The sequence below is a fragment of the Pseudomonas sivasensis genome, assembly GCF_052938085.1.
In genome coordinates this window covers 2,295,922-2,311,028 of record NZ_CP176442.1, presented here as the reverse complement: position 1 = coordinate 2,311,028, position 15,107 = coordinate 2,295,922, and the positions used below count along the sequence as shown (strand labels likewise).

Genomic DNA, 15,107 nt, shown 5'->3' with positions numbered 1-15,107 from the left:
CCAGATAAAACAAAGGCCGTATCATAGCTGATGCTGTCAAGCTGCTGACAGAGCGCGGTCAAAAACTGCTGCATTTATTGCTGCTTTTATGACGGGCGCGGTAAAAAACCACCTCGAAATTCCTGCAAGGCACGCTAAACTGCGCGCCTTGGCCGCAGTTTGGCCAAACCGGTAAGGCGCCAAGGCGCTCAAACCCACGAATTTCCTGAAAGAGTAGTGAACATGACTCAAGTCAAACTGACCACCAACCACGGCGAGATCGTCATCGAGCTGAACGCCGAGAAAGCGCCGATCACCGTCGCCAACTTCATCGAGTACGTGAACGCTGGCCACTACGAAAACACCGTTTTCCACCGCGTCATCGGTAACTTCATGATCCAGGGCGGCGGTTTCGAGCCAGGCATGAAAGAGAAGAAAGACAAGCGCCCAAGCATCCAGAACGAAGCGGACAACGGCCTTTCCAACGACAAGTACACCGTCGCCATGGCCCGTACCATGGAGCCGCATTCGGCCTCCGCGCAGTTCTTCATCAACGTGGCCGATAACGCCTTCCTGAACCACAGCGGCAAGAACGTGCAGGGTTGGGGTTACGCCGTGTTCGGTAAAGTCACCGAAGGCCAGGACGTTGTCGACAAGATCAAAGGCGTGTCCACCACGTCCAAAGCCGGTCACCAGGACGTTCCAGCAGAAGACGTAATCGTCGAGAAAGCCGAGATCGTTGGGTGATATTGCTGATTTCAGATTTGCATCTGGAAGAGGAGCGCCCGGACATCACCCGGGCGTTTCTGGATCTGCTCCACGGCCGCGCCCGTGGCGCCCAGGCGTTGTACATTCTGGGGGACTTCTTCGAAGCCTGGATTGGCGACGATGGGATGAGCTCCTTTCAACGTTCGATTTGCGCAGCCCTGCGCGAGCTGAGCGACAGCGGTACCCCGATTTTTATCATGCATGGCAACCGCGATTTCCTGATCGGCAAGGCGTTCTGCAAAGCAGCAGGCGCGACCTTGCTCAAGGACCCGAGTGTCGTGCAGTTGTATGGCGAACCCGTGCTGTTGATGCACGGCGACAGCCTCTGCACCCGCGACGTGGGTTATATGAAGCTGCGGCGCATCCTGCGTAACCCGATTGTGCTGTTTATCCTGCGTCACTTGCCCTTGCGCACCCGCCACAAGCTGGCGCGCAAGCTGCGCAGTGAGAGCCGGGCGCAGACGCGCATGAAGGCCAACGACATTGTCGATGTAACCCCCGAGGAAGTGCCGCGGGTGATGCAGCAGTTCGGCGTGCGCACCCTGGTCCACGGCCATACCCACCGCCCGGCGATCCACAAGCTGCAGATTGGCGAGCAGGCGGCCAAGCGCATTGTGCTGGGGGATTGGGACAAGCAGGGTTGGGCGTTGCAGGTGGATGAGCAAGGGTTTCAGTTGGCGGCGTTTGATTTTGTGAACCCGCAGCTGGCATTGCCTGGCGCCTGAGACCTCAAACACCACTGATCCAATGTGAACAGAGATCAAAATGTGGGAGGGGGCTTGCCCCCCGATTGCTGTGGATCAGTCAGCCTATTTTTGGCTGACCCACCGCTATCGGGGCAAGCCCCCTCCCACATCTGATTGCATTCCAGTCCGTGTGGATCAGTGGCCGCTTGCTTCCGGCCCCGCCTTGGCGCCAAACGGCGGCTTCGCCAGCCACACCAGCAGCATCAATCCCATGAACATCCACCCCAACAACGTGAAGTAATCCACGGTGGACATCATGTACGCCTGGCTGGTGAGGATCTGGTCCAACTGCGCATAGGCCTTGTGCCCTGCCCCACCCAACGCATCCAGCGCATTGCGCGTGGCCGCGTCATAGGTGGTCATGTTCTCGCTCATGTACGCATGGTGCTGGTCCGCCCGGCGAATCCAGATCCAGGTGGTCAGCGACGCCGCAAAACTGCCGCCTAACGTACGCAGGAAGGTTGCAAGGCCCGCACCGTCGGCAATCTGGTGCGGTGGCAGGTCGGACATCAAGATGCTCAGGGTCGGCATAAAGAACAGTGCAACACCAATCCCCATGAACAACTGCACAAGGGCGATGTGGGTGAAGTCCACTTCATTGGTAAAGCCTGCGCGCATGAAGCAGCTCAAGCCAATCGCCAGGAACGCCAGGCCCGCCAGCAGACGCAGGTCGAACTTGTGCGCGTACTTGCCCACGAACGGCGACATCAGCACCGGCAGAATCCCGATCGGCGCCACCGCCAGGCCGGCCCAGGTGGCGGTGTAGCCCATCTGGGTTTGCAGCCATTGTGGCAGGATCAGGTTGATGCCAAAGAAGCCCGCGTAACCGAGGATCAACACGATGGTGCCGATGCGGAAGTTGCGGTAGGCAAACAGCCGCAGGTTGACCACTGGGTGCTTATCGGTCAGCTCCCAGATGACGAACACCGCCAGGGCAATCGCCGAAATCGCCGCGCCGATGATGATGAAGTTGGATTCGAACCAATCCAGGTCATTGCCCTTGTCGAGGATGATCTGCAAGGCGCCGACCCCCACGATCAGGCTTAACAACCCGACGTAATCCATCGGCTGATAACTGGTGACCACAGGTCGCTTCTTCAACTGCGCACGCACCACCATCACCGCAAAAATGCCGATGGGAACGTTGATAAAGAAGATCCACGGCCAGCTGTAGCTGTCGGTGATCCAACCGCCGAGGATCGGCCCGGCAATCGGCGCGACCACCGTGACCATCGCCAGTAACGCGAGGGCCATGCCGCGCTTCGCCGGCGGGTAGACCGCAATCAACAAGGTTTGGGTCATCGGGTACAACGGCCCCGCCACCAAACCTTGCAGCACCCGAAAGCCGATCAGCTCGGGCATCGAAGTGGAAATCCCGCACAGGAACGACGCCAGCACAAACAGAATGGTCGCCCACAGAAACAGCTTCACCTCGCCAAAGCGTCGGCTCAACCAACCGGTGAGCGGCAAGGCGATGGCGTTGCTCACCGCAAACGAGGTGATCACCCAGGTGCCCTGCTCTGAACTCACGCCCAGGTTGCCGGAAATGGTCGGCAACGCCACGTTGGCGATGGTGGTGTCGAGCACCTGCATAAAAGTCGCCAGCGACAGGCCAATGGTGGCCATCAACAGGCTGGGTGGCGTGAACGAGGCGTTATTGCTCATCAGCGTTGCACAGCCTTGGGAGCGGCGACGCTGTTGTCATGGATCAACTGGGTGATCATGGCATCGGCTTCGGCCAATTGGCGGTCATACACGTTGGTGGTGAATGAGGCCTTTTGTGGCGGCTGTTGCGCCAGCACGGGTCCGCTCTGGTCGTGCAGGTCCACATTCACCACGGTGCTCAAGCCAACGCGCAGTGGGTGCTTGGCCAACTCTTCGGCATTGATATGGATGCGCACCGGTACTCGCTGCACGATCTTGATCCAGTTACCGGTGGCGTTCTGCGCCGGCAACAGGGCGAACGCGCTGCCGGTGCCGGCGCCGAGGCTGTCGACGGTGCCGCTGTATTTCACATCACTGCCATAGATATCCGACTCGATGTCCACCGGTTGGCCAATGCGCATGTCGCGCAGTTGGGTTTCCTTGAAGTTGGCGTCGATCCACAGTTGGTTCAGCGGGATCACGGCCATCAATGCGGTACCCGGCTGCACGCGCTGGCCCAGTTGCACGGAGCGCTTGGCGACATAGCCGGTGACCGGCGCGATCAGGGTGCTGCGCGCATTGGTCAGGTAGGCCTGACGCAATTGCGCGGCGGCAGCTTGCACGTCCGGATGGGACGAGATCACCGTGTCATCCACCAGGGCGTTGCTGGTTTTGAGCTGCTGCTCAAGGTTGGTCAGGGCGTTCTTGGCGGCCGTCAGGCTGTCACGGGCATGGGACAGTTCCTCCAGGGAAATCGCCCCGCCCTGGGCCAGGGTCTTACGGCGGTTGTAGTTGTCCTGAGCGGTCTGCACATCGGCTTTCTGCGCGTTGACCTGGGCTTTCATGCCATCAACGTTGCTGTACAAGCCACGCACCTGGCGCACGGTACGCGCCAGGTTGGCCTGGGCACTTTGCAGGCCGACGGCGGCGTCATTCGGGTCGAAGTTGACCAGCACTTGGCCTTCGTGGACCAAGTCGCCATCGTCCGCGCCGATGCTCACCACGGTGCCGGTGACCAGCGGGGTGATTTCCACCACGTTGCCGTTCACATAAGCGTCGTCGGTGCTCTCGTTGAAGCGCCCGTAGAATTCGTGCCAGGCCCATACGCCGAGGACGCTGAGGATGACGATCAGCGCAAGGCCGATCAGCATGACTTTGCGTTTGCGCGGGTTGTTGTCTTTGGGTTGTTCTGTAGCGTTAGTGTTTTCGGCAGTGGCCATGACAAATACCTCAAATTATTCCGTGCGAGTGGCTGGGGTGGTCGACGCCACGTTGTCGGCGTTGAACCCGCCGCCCAGGGCCTGCATCAATTGAATCGATAGAGCGATCTGCCCGGCATTCAGGGTCGCCAGCTGACGCTGGGCCTGCAGCAATTGCTGTTCGATGCTGAGCACGTCCAGGTAGTTACCGATCCCGGAGCCGTACCGCTGAAGCACCGTGTCGTAGGACTGCTGGGCAATATCGGTAGCGTGTTGCTGGGCCTGGATCTGCCGGCCGGTTTCGCGCAGTTGCGAAAGGGTGTTGCCAATATCACCCAAGGCTTGCACCAGGGTTTTGTTGTATTGGGCCACGGCGAGGTCGTAGTCGGCGTCGCGGGCATCGAGGCCGGCGCGCAGGCGGCCGCCGTCAAAGATCGGCAGCGAGATCGTTGGCGCGATATTGAAGAAGCGGCTGGCCGACCCGAACATCGCATCCCCCAGCAACGACTCGGCCCCGGCGCTCGCGCTCAGGTTGAGGTTGGGGTAGAAGCGCGTCTTGCTGGCCGCGATGTCCTTGCTCGCCGCCTCCACACGCCACCGTGCGGCGATCAGGTCCGGACGACGGCCCAACAGTTCGGCAGGCAACACCGACGGTACGGCAACGGCAGCGGGTTTCAACACACTGGGACGCGCCAGCTCATTGCCGCGATCCGGGCCTTTACCGAGCAGCACCGCGAGGGCGATCTTGGCACTCTGCAGTTGTTTTTCCGCGTCGATCAATTGCGATTGGGAGCTGGCTTCCAGGCTTTCGGTCTGCTGGTACTGATAGTGGCTGTCGATGCCCGAATCCAGGCGGGCCTTGCTGAGATCGAGCATTTGCCGGGTGCGCTTGAGGTCGTCAGTGGCCAGGCCACGCATGATATGGGCCTGGCCCAGGTCGCTGTAGGCCTTGGCCACATCAGCAGCCAGGGTCAGGCGCGCGGCCTGTTGATCGACTTCAGCGGCACGGGCCTGGCCCAATGCAGCTTCCCAGGCGGCGCGCTGGCCACCCCAGAGGTCAAAGGTGTAGTTGAAGCTGGCACCGATTTTTCGCACGGTGGAGTACGCATCGCCCTGCCCCAGCGGGTCCTGATCCTTGGCCAGGCGCGAACGGGTCACACCGGCGCTGGCATCCAGGGTCGGCATGCGCGACGCGTCGGCGGCGTAGGCGGCCGCTTCGGCCTGGTGGGCACGGGCGCTCGCCACTTGCATGTCGGGGCTGTTTTGCAGGGCTTCATGGATCAGGCCGTCGAGCTGTGGGTCGCCGAGGCCTTTCCACCAATCGGCGCTGGGCCAGGCCGCACTCGACAGGGTCACGCCACTCAGGGATTTACCGGCTTGCAGCGTGTTGGCGTCGAGGCGCTGGCCTTGGGTGTCGAGGCCGCTGAAATTGGCGCAACCGGCCATGCTCATGGCGACCAGCACTAGGCATAGGGCACGTGGATTCATCATTTACCTACCCGCTGAAGGGTGATGGGATCACCCGCAGCTATCAGAATTTTCTTGAGGATCTGTTCCAGGGTTTCCAACTCGCCGGGCTCCAATACGCCCGCCAGTTGGTTCAGCGCCTGGGCGCCGATGTGCGGCAGCATGTCCGCCAGGCGCTGGCCGTCGGCAGTCAACACCAACTGCACCTGGCGTCGGTCCAGCTCGGAACGCTTGCGGCTGAGCAGGTTTTTTTGCTCCAGGCGATCGAGCATGCGGGTCATCGAACCGCTGTCCAGGGACAGGTTGCGGCACAGCTCCGCCGGGGTGTCGACGCCGAACTGGGCCATGATGATCAACACCTTGAACTGCGCGGCCGTGATGCCGTGGGGTTCCATATGGGTGTCGATGATGCGGTCCTTGAGGATCGCAGCGCGGCCCAGCAACAAGCCGAGATGGCAGTTGTGGAAGTTTTCGGGGGTGAAATGGGGCATCGAAAGTCACCTTATTGCTGCCTAGGCAGCGAATGTATGACGAGATGTTACTGCTTAGGCAGCGAATGTCAAATGGAATAATTAGCTTGCTTGCTAATTCGACGACAGGCGGGAGCAAATGTGTGAGGGGGCTTATCCCCGATCACGGTGTGTGAGTCACTACATCTTCTGACTGTCACACCGCAATCGGGGGCAAGCCCCCTTACATATTTTTTTTCGACTAGGACTTAGAAATCGCGCTTGTAGAAAATGTCGAGGGAACTGGCCACGCCACTCGCCACCTCCAGGTATACCTTCTTGCTCAGCAGGTAGCGCAAGGCAATGGTGCTGGCCGGTTCGAACACGCCCACGCCATAGCGCAGGCTGAGCTTCTCGGTGATCTTGCCGCTGGCTACTACGGCGGTGTTATTGCCGCTGCCCTGGGTGTCGAGGTCGAAGTCCTGAATGCCCAACTTGGTGGCGATGTCCGAGGTCACCCCGGCGCTGCCCATCAAACCCAGGCCCAGCGCCGCTTCGGCGAGCATGTTGTTGTCTTCGCCAGTGGTGGTGCGTGAACGCCCCAGTACCAAGTACGACAACGCATCCTCTTGGGCCATCGCCGGCTCGGAGAAAATCTGCGTAGTCGGTTGCTCGGCGCTGCCGCTCAGGCGAATACCGGCGGTCACGGTCCGGGACGGCTCTGTGGTGACACGCACTGCCTCGATGTCCAGGAACGGCTGGTCCAGAGGGCCGGCAAACAGCAAGCGCGCCCGCCGCACATTGAGCCGCTGACCGTAAGCGCGGTAGCGGCCATCGTTGAGCCAAAGCTCGCCACGAGTGTCCATGTTGTCGCCGATATGCACATGGCCCTGCACCTTGGCGGTGAGGCCGAAGCCTGAGAAGTTGAGCTGGTCTTCTCCCACTGCCACGTCGATATCCATGGCCATGGCCATCGCTGGCTTGCCCTCCTCGGTCTGACTGCCGACGATGATAGTGTCGTCCGAGACCTTGACCGTCGACGGCGGCAATTCGCGCACGGTGATGTCGCCACGCGGGATCTTCACTTTGCCGGCAATCGCCAGTTTGTCGTCCTTCAAGGTGATCTTCAGGTCCGGCGCCACTTCCAGCGTGGCGTAGGGTTCGACTGTGACCGGCAATTGCGAGCCTTGCAGACTGAGGTCCACGGCCAGGGCCTGACCCCAGTCGATCTGGCCCTTGAGGCTGCCCTGCCCGGCTTTGCCACTGCGCCAACCACCATTGAGCTGCACGCTTTCGCCGGCGATGAGAGCCTGCACGTTCAGGCCTTCGAGGCTGACGGGCAACTCCGGACCAGAGACTTCGCCGCCGATCAGGTTCACATTGCCGTTGATCTGCGGCGCGAGCAGGCCACCGGAAATCCGGCCGTTGCCGTTGAGCTTGCCGTTGAGGGTTTCCACCATCGGCACAAACGGACGCGCCACCGCCAGGTCCAGCCCGGTGAGGCTGAAATTGCCAGTGATCGGCTTGTTCTTCGGCAGCGGATTAATCTGCGCCTGCAACAGCAATTCACCGAGCTTGCCACCCCGGAAGTTCAACTGTGTGTCGATGCGCTTGGGGTTGAGGGTGGTTTCAAGCTTGAGGGTGTCGTAAGGAAAATCCAGCCACTGGTCCTTGTCCTTGACGCGCAAAGTGCCGCCGCTGGCATCCACCGAAATCAAGCCCTTGGGGCCGCTGTCGGGCAGGTCGAGTTGGACATCGGCATTGAGCCTGCCGCGCCAGGCAAAATCCTTAGGCAAAAAGGCCGCGAGGCTGTCGATTGGGAATTGCTTGAGGTGGTAACGCAACTTGGGCTCGGGCATCAGGCGCTGGTCTTCGCCGCACAGGCTGGCGCCGCCGGAGACCCAGCAATGCGCCGCGAAGGTCAGCTTGCCGTCGGCCATGTAATCGATTTTGGCCGGGGCTTGCAGCTTCCAATCCTGCCCGCCGGCCTGGACATCCCCGCTGGCCAGGCGCCCGCGCCAGTTGCCTTTGTCGAGGTTGCCGTCCAGGGCCAGGGCCAGCTTGACCAGCGGACCGGCCAAGTCGAGCTGGACCTTCTGGTTCTTGATGTCGCCTTGAGCGCTGGCGGTCAGGGTGCCGATCTGGGTGTCGCCGCTTTGAATACCGCTGCCTTTGAGGTCGATCTTGGCGCGCTGGGCGCTGTCGAGGGTAGCGCCGAGGCTGAGGCTTTGCAGGCGGTTGTCGGCAAACGCCAGTTGCTGGCCCTTGATGTCGAGTTTGCCCTGAGGCGCATTCAGGCTGCCGGCCACGTCGAGGCGGCCATTGATCTGCCCGCGTAACTGCGGCCAGAGCTGGGCGAGGCGCGCCAGCTTGATGTCGATCTGCCCGGCCAGGCGTTGTTGCAGGCTGCCGCTGCCGTTGATGCGGTTGTCACCCAGGCGAATATCCAGGTTGGCCAGGGTCCATTGCTCCCCTGCACCTTCGGCCTTGGCCGCCAGCACGGCGGTTTGGCCCCGCAGGCGGCCCTTGAGGTCGAGGTCGGCATTCAGCTTGAGTTGCTCGTTCTTGAACTCGCCCTTGCTGCGCAGCGGACCGGCCAACGTACCCGGCAGTTCAGCGACCCAGTACGCCGGATTGAGCGCCGACAGGTCCAGCGCGGTATCCCAGGCGATACCATCGGCAAACTGCAGGTTCAGGTGGCCTTCGGCCTTACCTTGACCGGCGGTGAGTTTCAGCTCGGGCAGGAAGACTTGCTTGAGGTCGCCACTGAACGGCGTGACCACATTGAACTTGCCGGCCGGGCCGTCGAGGTCGGCCTTGAGGTTGCCCAGGTAGTTGCCGTCTTTATAGGAAATCTCGCCGTTGAACGTACGCACCGTCACTTGAGGTTCGTCGATCACGGGATAGAGGCGATGCCAGGGGAAGTCGAGCCAGTCGATCCTGGCATCGGCTGTGAAGCCTTGTTGCCAATCCAGGTTGGCACTCAGCTTGAGGCTTTGCTTGTCACCGGCATTCAGGTCCAGGCCCGCAATTTGCGCGCCGTTGGCGTCGACTTTGCCTTGCAGCAGCAGGTCCACCGGACCTTTCTCTGCCGGTAGCACGGCCTTGCCGAGCAGTTGGTAGCCGTTTTTCAGATCACCCTTGGCGGTGAGGTCCAGTTGATTGAGTTGCAGGGTGTCGGGCAGATCGGCGCTGGGCTTGAAGCCGTCAGCGGTGATGTGCAACTGGGCCGGAAGGTTTTCAGCCAGGGGTTGCAGCTCGCCCTGCAGTTTGGCCGGCAGGTAGCCGCTGCTGTCGGCGTCGAGTTTGAGGGTCTTGAGCAGGTCGCCGTCGACCTTAAGGGCAACTTTCCAGGGCGCGCCGCCGGGCGCGTAAGGCAGGCTCAAGTTTCCGCTGGCGGTCAACGGCCAGTCGCCAGTGGGTTGCAACAGGCCAGACAGGTCCAGCACCAGATCGTCTCGCTGCAGGTGCACTGAGTCGATCTGCATCCCGGCGGCGGTCCAATGCGCCGCCAGTTGCAGGCCTTTAAGCTCTTCGCTGCCGTTGAACACCAGGCTACCGACGCGAACGTCGCCTAACTGGAGAGCAACCGGCAATTTCAGATCTGGCAGTACAAGGGGGCCACTGCTTTCTTCGGTGCTGGGTGGAAATTGCAGAATGACCTGATTCACATCCAACCGGTCAATGCACAAGGTCATGCGCAGCAGGCAGGCTGGCGACCACTCGAACGTGGGCGCCTTGAGTTCCACGCGGCTGGTGTCTTGCTGCCACAGCAGATGATCGGCGCTCCACTGGCCGCCCAAACGGCCCTGGAAATTCTCCACACTCAAACCCGGCACTTGGCCCAATGCCCAGCGGCTGCCCGCCTGGCTGCCCAGTACCGCCCACAGTGCCAGCAACAGCACGGCGAGGATGGCCACCACGGCCAGCCCCGCTATTTTCAAACCACGCATCACAGCTCAGGCCCCATGGAAAAGTGCAAACGAACGCCGCCCGGGTCTTCCAGGGCATGGGCCAGGTCGAGACGGATTGGCCCCACCGGCGATACCCAGCGGATACCGACACCCACGCCGGTTTTCAGGCTGGGCAGTTCCAGGGTGTTGAACGAGTTGCCCTGGTCGATGAAGGTCGCGATCCGCCATTTTTCGGCGATGGAATATTGATACTCGGCGCTCAAGGCCACCATGTAGCGGCCACCGATGCGATCACCTTGGTCGTTCTCGGGCGACAGCGTCTGGTACTCATAACCGCGCACGCTCTGATCGCCACCGGCAAAGAAGCGCAACGACGGTGGCACCGACTTGTAGCCATTGGTGGCACTGCCGCCGAACTGCGCCCGCGCCAGGAAACGATGATTGTCCCACAGGGTAGTCAGGCCTTTGACCATGGCCGTGCCGTACAGCAAGTTGGTGTCGGAGCCCAGGCCCTCCTTCGCCACCTTCGTGTCGAATTGCAGGCGGTAGCCGTTGTGGGGGTCGATGCGGTTATCGCTGCGCAGGTAGGAATAACTGATGCCAGGCATCAGCAGGTTACTCAGGCCGGAGTCATTGCCCAGGCGGTATTCTTCGCGCTGGTACTTGAGAGAAATCACCCGTGTCCATCCACTGGGCAACTTGCTGTGCCATTCGGGGCCGACGGTAAGCAATTTACTCAGGGTGTCGGTGTTCGCCAGTTCTTCATTCTGGTAGCCGCCAGCGAAGCGCAGTTTGTCGGTGAGCGGCGGGTCCAGCGGAATGTCGTACCACAGGCCGACGTTCTGGCGCGGAGCCGAGAGTTCTGCTTCCCAGCCATAACTATGGCCCTGGGGGTTAACCCAGTGACGGGTCCAGTTGGCCTTGCCACGCGGACCGACGTCAGTGGAGTAACCCAGGCCCAGGCCCATGGTGCGCGGCTTGCGTGTGTCCAGATTGACGGCCACCGGGATCACGTCTTGTGTCGAGGCGGTGGGGCTGGCATCCACGCGCACCCCTTCGAAAAAGCCGCTGGCTTGCAGGTTCTGGTTGAGTTCGGCGATCAGTTCGGAATCGTAAGGGTCACCGTTTTTGAACGGCACCATGCGTTGCAGCAGTTCGTCATCAAACGGCGTGTCGCCGGCAAAGCTGACCTTGCCCAGGCTGTAGCGCGGGCCGCTGTCATAAATGAGTTCGATATCGGCGACGCCAGCTTGTGGGTCCACCGCGAGTTTCTGGCTGGTAAAGCGCCCGCTGAAAAAGCCGTAGCGCGAGGCTTGATTCTGGATCAGACGCTTGGCGTCTTCGTAGTGGCCGTGGTTGAGCACGGCGCCGGAGATTAGGTCGTCGCTGGCAGGCACGCGAAAAGACTTGAGGTTCGCAGCCTCGCCGTCGACCCGAATAGTCACGTTGCGTAAATGCACCGGTTCACCGGGGTCGACGCGGAGGATCAGGCGCGGGTTCTTGCCGCCTTTCACCTCGCTGTCGATGTTTGGCTGATAGAAGCCTAGTGCCTGCGCCGCTTTGCGCGCCTGCTCTTCGGCACCACGGCTGAACCGCAGCAAGGCCTCTTCGTCACGATCGCCAACCCCGCCGATGTAGCCTTCAATGTTGGCTTTCAACGCGTCGTTTGAGGGTTTGATCCGCACGTCCAATTCGCTTAGCGCAAATGCGCCGCAGCTTGTGAACAGCAGAACCAAGCCGCTGGTAAATCTTCCTGGAAACTTCATAGGCGCGGATGCTACACGAGCTGGGGGAAAACTTAGAACTCAGACGATTCTGAAAAATTCTGCATTAAGCCGTTGCAGCATGTAACAGCTGGGGATTGGGGTGGAAAAAGACATGCTCCAGGATAGGCCCTACAGCGACTTCGCCGATTTCCTCATAGCCCTGGCGCTTGTAGAAATCCAGGTAGCGGGAATTGCCGGTGTCCAGCACCACACCCGAAGAGTGCGGGTCTTCGGCGCACCAGTTATGCACCGCCTCCAGCAACTGTTCACCGTAGTGTTTGCCCTGGAACTGCGGGTGAATGCCCAAAAGCGGTAGCACATGCACCGATTCGCTCGGCAGGCACGCCAGCACGGCGTGATGATAATCAAGATAACGCCGTGTACCGCGCACACCAGTGCTCAGCCACATGCGCAGTTGCCACGCCCAGCTCTCAGTGATCCCCAGGCGCCGTTGCGGGGGTGCGATCAAGGCAATGCCGATCAGCCGATCATTCACAAACAAACCGATCGCCGGAAGTTTTTGAAAAAAATGCTGCTTGACCAGCTCCCGCACGGTGGCGCGTACCCGCTGCTCATAACCTGGGCGTTCGGCTTCGAAGATGTAGGCAAACGTCGGCTCATGCCGATAGGCCTGGTACAGCAGGGAGCGGGCCTCGCGGGAATAGCCGCTGTTGAGCAAGCGAACTTCGCCAATGGCAGTGTCAGTCATACAATCAATCTCCCTGGGCGCCACTCAATAGATGGCGTTCTTATGGGTACGAACCTACGCAGCACCAGTCGTTCCCAGACATTAGCAGCGCATCTGTCCTACCGCCACGCTGGCCCCCGTCCGACTTGTCCGCTAGCATCGCCCTTTTGCCAGACTGGACCGCCGACCATGAAAATCGTCTCCTTCAATATCAACGGGCTGCGCGCCCGCCCCCATCAGCTGGCGGCGCTGATTGAAAAGCATCAACCCGATGTAATCGGCCTGCAGGAAACCAAGGTCCACGACGACCAGTTTCCTCTGGCCGAAGTACAAGCACTGGGCTATCACGTTTACTACCACGGCCAAAAAGGCCACTACGGCGTGGCGCTGCTTTCGCGTCAGCCTGCGTTGAGCCTTCACAAAGGCTTTGCCAGTGACGAAGAAGACGCCCAGCGTCGTTTTATCTGGGGCACCTTCGCCGATGAAAACGGCAACCCGGTGACCATCATGAACGGCTATTTCCCACAGGGTGAAAGCCGCGACCATCCAACCAAATTCCCCGCCAAGCAGCGCTTTTACGAAGACCTGCAACAGTTGTTGGAAAGCCAGTTCAGCAACGATCAGGCGCTGGTGGTGATGGGCGATGTGAATATTTCCCCGGAAGACTGCGACATCGGCATCGGCGCCGACAACGCCAAGCGCTGGCTGAAAACTGGCAAGTGCAGCTTCCTGCCCGAAGAGCGCGAGTGGATGGCCCGCCTGAAAAACTGGGGCCTGGTGGACAGCTTCCGTCACCTCAACCCGGACGTGGCCGACCGCTTCAGTTGGTTCGACTACCGCAGCCGCGGCTTTGAAGATGAGCCCAAGCGTGGGCTGCGAATCGACCTGATCATGGCCTCCAACGGTTTGCTGCCACGGGTCAAGGATGCCGGCGTGGATTACGACCTGCGTGGTTTGGAAAAACCCTCGGACCATGCGCCGATCTGGCTTGAACTGAGCTGATCCCCCTGACTGTACTCGGGTCAAATGTGGGAGAAGGGGCAAGCCCCCTCCCACACTTTTGATCATTTGAGTGTCAGTCACATTATTGAAATCCTACTGACTTAATCTCGCGGCACTCCCTTTGGCTTGAGAAGGTGCCGGCATGATGCTGCGCGTTCTGTTCCTGTTGTGTTGCGCATTTTCCCTCTCCGTTGTGGCTGCCCCCCTACCCGTTCCCGATCAAGGCCCGGCCTTGCGAATCCAGGGCTCCAACACCATTGGCGCGGCGCTGGCCCCGGCATTGGCCAAGGGTTTGATGGAGCATCAAGGGTTGCAGAACGTGCACAGCGAACCTGCCGAGGGCGCCAATGAACAGCGCGTGATCGGCAAGACACGCCAGGGCAAAACGGTGACTATCGACGTCGCAGCCCACGGTTCCAGCACAGGCTTTGTCGCCCTGAAGAAAACCAGCGCCGACCTTGCGGCCTCGTCCCGACCGATCAAGGACAGCGAACTGGTAGACCTTGAACCGCTTGGTGACTTGAAAAGCCCCGACGCCGAACACGTGATCGCCATCGATGGCCTGGCAATCATCCTCAACCCACAGAACCCGCTGAATACCCTGAATACCGAGCAACTGGCGCAGATCTTCAACGGTGAGATCAGCACTTGGGAGGCTCTGGGCGGCATCGGCGGCGCGATTCATATCTACGCCCGCGATGATCAGTCGGGCACCTACGACACCTTCAAGGAATTGGTGTTGCGCCTGCGCGCCAAGCCCCTGGTTTCTTCGGCCAAGCGTTTCGAGTCCAGCGAGGCATTGTCCGATGCGGTGAGCCAGGACCCTCAGGGCATCGGTTTTATTGGGCTGCCCTACGTGCGCCACGCCAAGGCCGTGGCGATTGTGGATGGCGACTCGCAACCGATGTTGCCGCTCAACAGCCTGATCGCCACTGAGGATTACCCGCTGTCGCGCCGATTGTTCTTTTACCTGCCGCCCACCGCCCATAACCCGTGGGCCAAGGCGCTGGTGGACTTTGCCCAGAGCAGCAAAGGCCAGGCGATTGTGGCGGCCAGTGGGTTTATTGCGCAGCAGGTGCAGGCCATGGCCGTGGAACCGCGCCCGACAATGCCGGATGACTATCAAGCCATCGCTCGGGACGCTCAGCGCTTGACCGTGAATTTTCGTTTCGAAGAAGGCAGCGCCAGCCTGGATAACAAGGCGCGCCAGGATGTGCAGCGGGTGGTGGCGTATCTCAAGGGTCACGACAAGCTGGACAAAAAGGTGACGCTGGTGGGATTCGGCGATACCAAGAACGATCCGCAGCGGGCGGCGCTGCTGTCTAAATTGCGGGCGATGGCGGTGCGACGGGAGTTGGTCAAGAGCGGCGTAGTACTGCGAGATATTCGCGGGTTTGGTGCGCAGATGCCGGTGGCGGCGAATACGGCGGATGAGGGGCGGATCAAAAATCGGCGGGTGGAGGTTTGGGTGTACTGAGGACTGCC

Annotated in this window: 11 protein-coding genes; 4 read left to right on the top strand and 7 right to left on the bottom strand. The window is 60.7% G+C overall.

Features of this window, described 5'->3' with window-relative positions; all coding sequences use genetic code 11:
• Positions 1–222: 222 nt before the first annotated feature.
• A complete protein-coding gene (locus ACKZ62_RS10800; protein WP_032889796.1) occupies positions 223–726 on the top strand; it encodes a peptidylprolyl isomerase in 504 nt (167 codons plus the stop codon).
• On the top strand, positions 723–1,472 hold the full coding sequence (lpxH, locus tag ACKZ62_RS10795) for a UDP-2,3-diacylglucosamine diphosphatase (RefSeq protein ID WP_447096654.1): 750 nt from the start codon (positions 723–725) through the stop codon (positions 1,470–1,472). The genes ACKZ62_RS10800 and lpxH overlap by 4 nt, the downstream gene beginning before the upstream one ends.
• 156 nt (positions 1,473–1,628) lie before the next feature.
• Here lpxH and ACKZ62_RS10790 read toward each other — a convergent pair whose 3' ends face one another.
• From ACKZ62_RS10790 to ACKZ62_RS10760, 7 genes are all read right to left on the bottom strand, one after another.
• Positions 1,629–3,158, bottom strand: a complete 1,530-nt coding sequence (locus ACKZ62_RS10790) for a DHA2 family efflux MFS transporter permease subunit (protein ID WP_032889801.1) — start codon at positions 3,156–3,158, stop codon at positions 1,629–1,631.
• On the bottom strand, positions 3,158–4,357 hold the full coding sequence (locus ACKZ62_RS10785; RefSeq protein WP_032889802.1) for an HlyD family secretion protein: 1,200 nt from the start codon (positions 4,355–4,357) through the stop codon (positions 3,158–3,160). Before ACKZ62_RS10785 ends, ACKZ62_RS10790 begins: the two co-directional genes overlap by 1 nt.
• A gap of 15 nt (positions 4,358–4,372) precedes the next feature.
• Positions 4,373–5,824 carry an efflux transporter outer membrane subunit gene (locus ACKZ62_RS10780; protein ID WP_447096953.1) on the bottom strand — a complete coding sequence of 484 codons (1,452 nt, stop codon included), beginning with the start codon at positions 5,822–5,824 and terminating at the stop codon, positions 4,373–4,375.
• Positions 5,824–6,294 carry a MarR family winged helix-turn-helix transcriptional regulator gene (locus tag ACKZ62_RS10775; protein WP_095184411.1) on the bottom strand — a complete coding sequence of 157 codons (471 nt, stop codon included), beginning with the start codon at positions 6,292–6,294 and terminating at the stop codon, positions 5,824–5,826. The genes ACKZ62_RS10780 and ACKZ62_RS10775 overlap by 1 nt, the downstream gene beginning before the upstream one ends.
• Before the next feature lie 227 nt (positions 6,295–6,521).
• On the bottom strand, positions 6,522–10,205 hold the full coding sequence (locus tag ACKZ62_RS10770; protein ID WP_181639996.1) for a translocation/assembly module TamB domain-containing protein: 3,684 nt from the start codon (positions 10,203–10,205) through the stop codon (positions 6,522–6,524).
• A complete protein-coding gene (locus ACKZ62_RS10765; RefSeq protein ID WP_032889811.1) occupies positions 10,205–11,932 on the bottom strand; it encodes an autotransporter assembly complex protein TamA in 1,728 nt (575 codons plus the stop codon). The genes ACKZ62_RS10770 and ACKZ62_RS10765 overlap by 1 nt, the downstream gene beginning before the upstream one ends.
• Positions 11,933–11,996: 64 nt before the next feature.
• Positions 11,997–12,641, bottom strand: a complete 645-nt coding sequence (locus tag ACKZ62_RS10760) for a GNAT family N-acetyltransferase (RefSeq protein WP_032889813.1) — start codon at positions 12,639–12,641, stop codon at positions 11,997–11,999.
• Positions 12,642–12,809: 168 nt separating this feature from the next.
• On the opposite strand from ACKZ62_RS10760, the gene xthA reads away from it, so the two are divergent.
• Positions 12,810–13,622, top strand: a complete 813-nt coding sequence (xthA, locus tag ACKZ62_RS10755; protein WP_032889816.1) for an exodeoxyribonuclease III — start codon at positions 12,810–12,812, stop codon at positions 13,620–13,622.
• 142 nt (positions 13,623–13,764) lie between these two features.
• The gene (locus ACKZ62_RS10750; RefSeq protein WP_032889820.1) at positions 13,765–15,099 is read left to right on the top strand and encodes a substrate-binding domain-containing protein; all 1,335 of its coding nucleotides are present in this window, start codon (positions 13,765–13,767) and stop codon (positions 15,097–15,099) included.
• Positions 15,100–15,107: the final 8 nt, after the last annotated feature.

Excerpts from the sequence above, each read along its gene's own strand:
- ACKZ62_RS10770 (WP_181639996.1), bottom strand. The coding sequence starts at position 10,205 with ATGCGTGGTTTGAAAATAGCGGGGCTGGCCGTGGTGGCCATCCTCGCC.
- xthA (WP_032889816.1), top strand. The coding sequence starts at position 12,810 with ATGAAAATCGTCTCCTTCAATATCAACGGGCTGCGCGCCCGCCCCCAT.
- ACKZ62_RS10780 (WP_447096953.1), bottom strand. The coding sequence starts at position 5,824 with ATGAATCCACGTGCCCTATGCCTAGTGCTGGTCGCCATGAGCATGGCC.
- ACKZ62_RS10790 (WP_032889801.1), bottom strand. The coding sequence starts at position 3,158 with ATGAGCAATAACGCCTCGTTCACGCCACCCAGCCTGTTGATGGCCACC.
- ACKZ62_RS10775 (WP_095184411.1), bottom strand. The coding sequence starts at position 6,294 with ATGCCCCATTTCACCCCCGAAAACTTCCACAACTGCCATCTCGGCTTG.
- ACKZ62_RS10760 (WP_032889813.1), bottom strand. The coding sequence starts at position 12,641 with ATGACTGACACTGCCATTGGCGAAGTTCGCTTGCTCAACAGCGGCTAT.
- ACKZ62_RS10785 (WP_032889802.1), bottom strand. The coding sequence starts at position 4,357 with ATGGCCACTGCCGAAAACACTAACGCTACAGAACAACCCAAAGACAAC.
- ACKZ62_RS10750 (WP_032889820.1), top strand. The coding sequence starts at position 13,765 with ATGATGCTGCGCGTTCTGTTCCTGTTGTGTTGCGCATTTTCCCTCTCC.
- ACKZ62_RS10765 (WP_032889811.1), bottom strand. The coding sequence starts at position 11,932 with ATGAAGTTTCCAGGAAGATTTACCAGCGGCTTGGTTCTGCTGTTCACA.
- ACKZ62_RS10800 (WP_032889796.1), top strand. The coding sequence starts at position 223 with ATGACTCAAGTCAAACTGACCACCAACCACGGCGAGATCGTCATCGAG.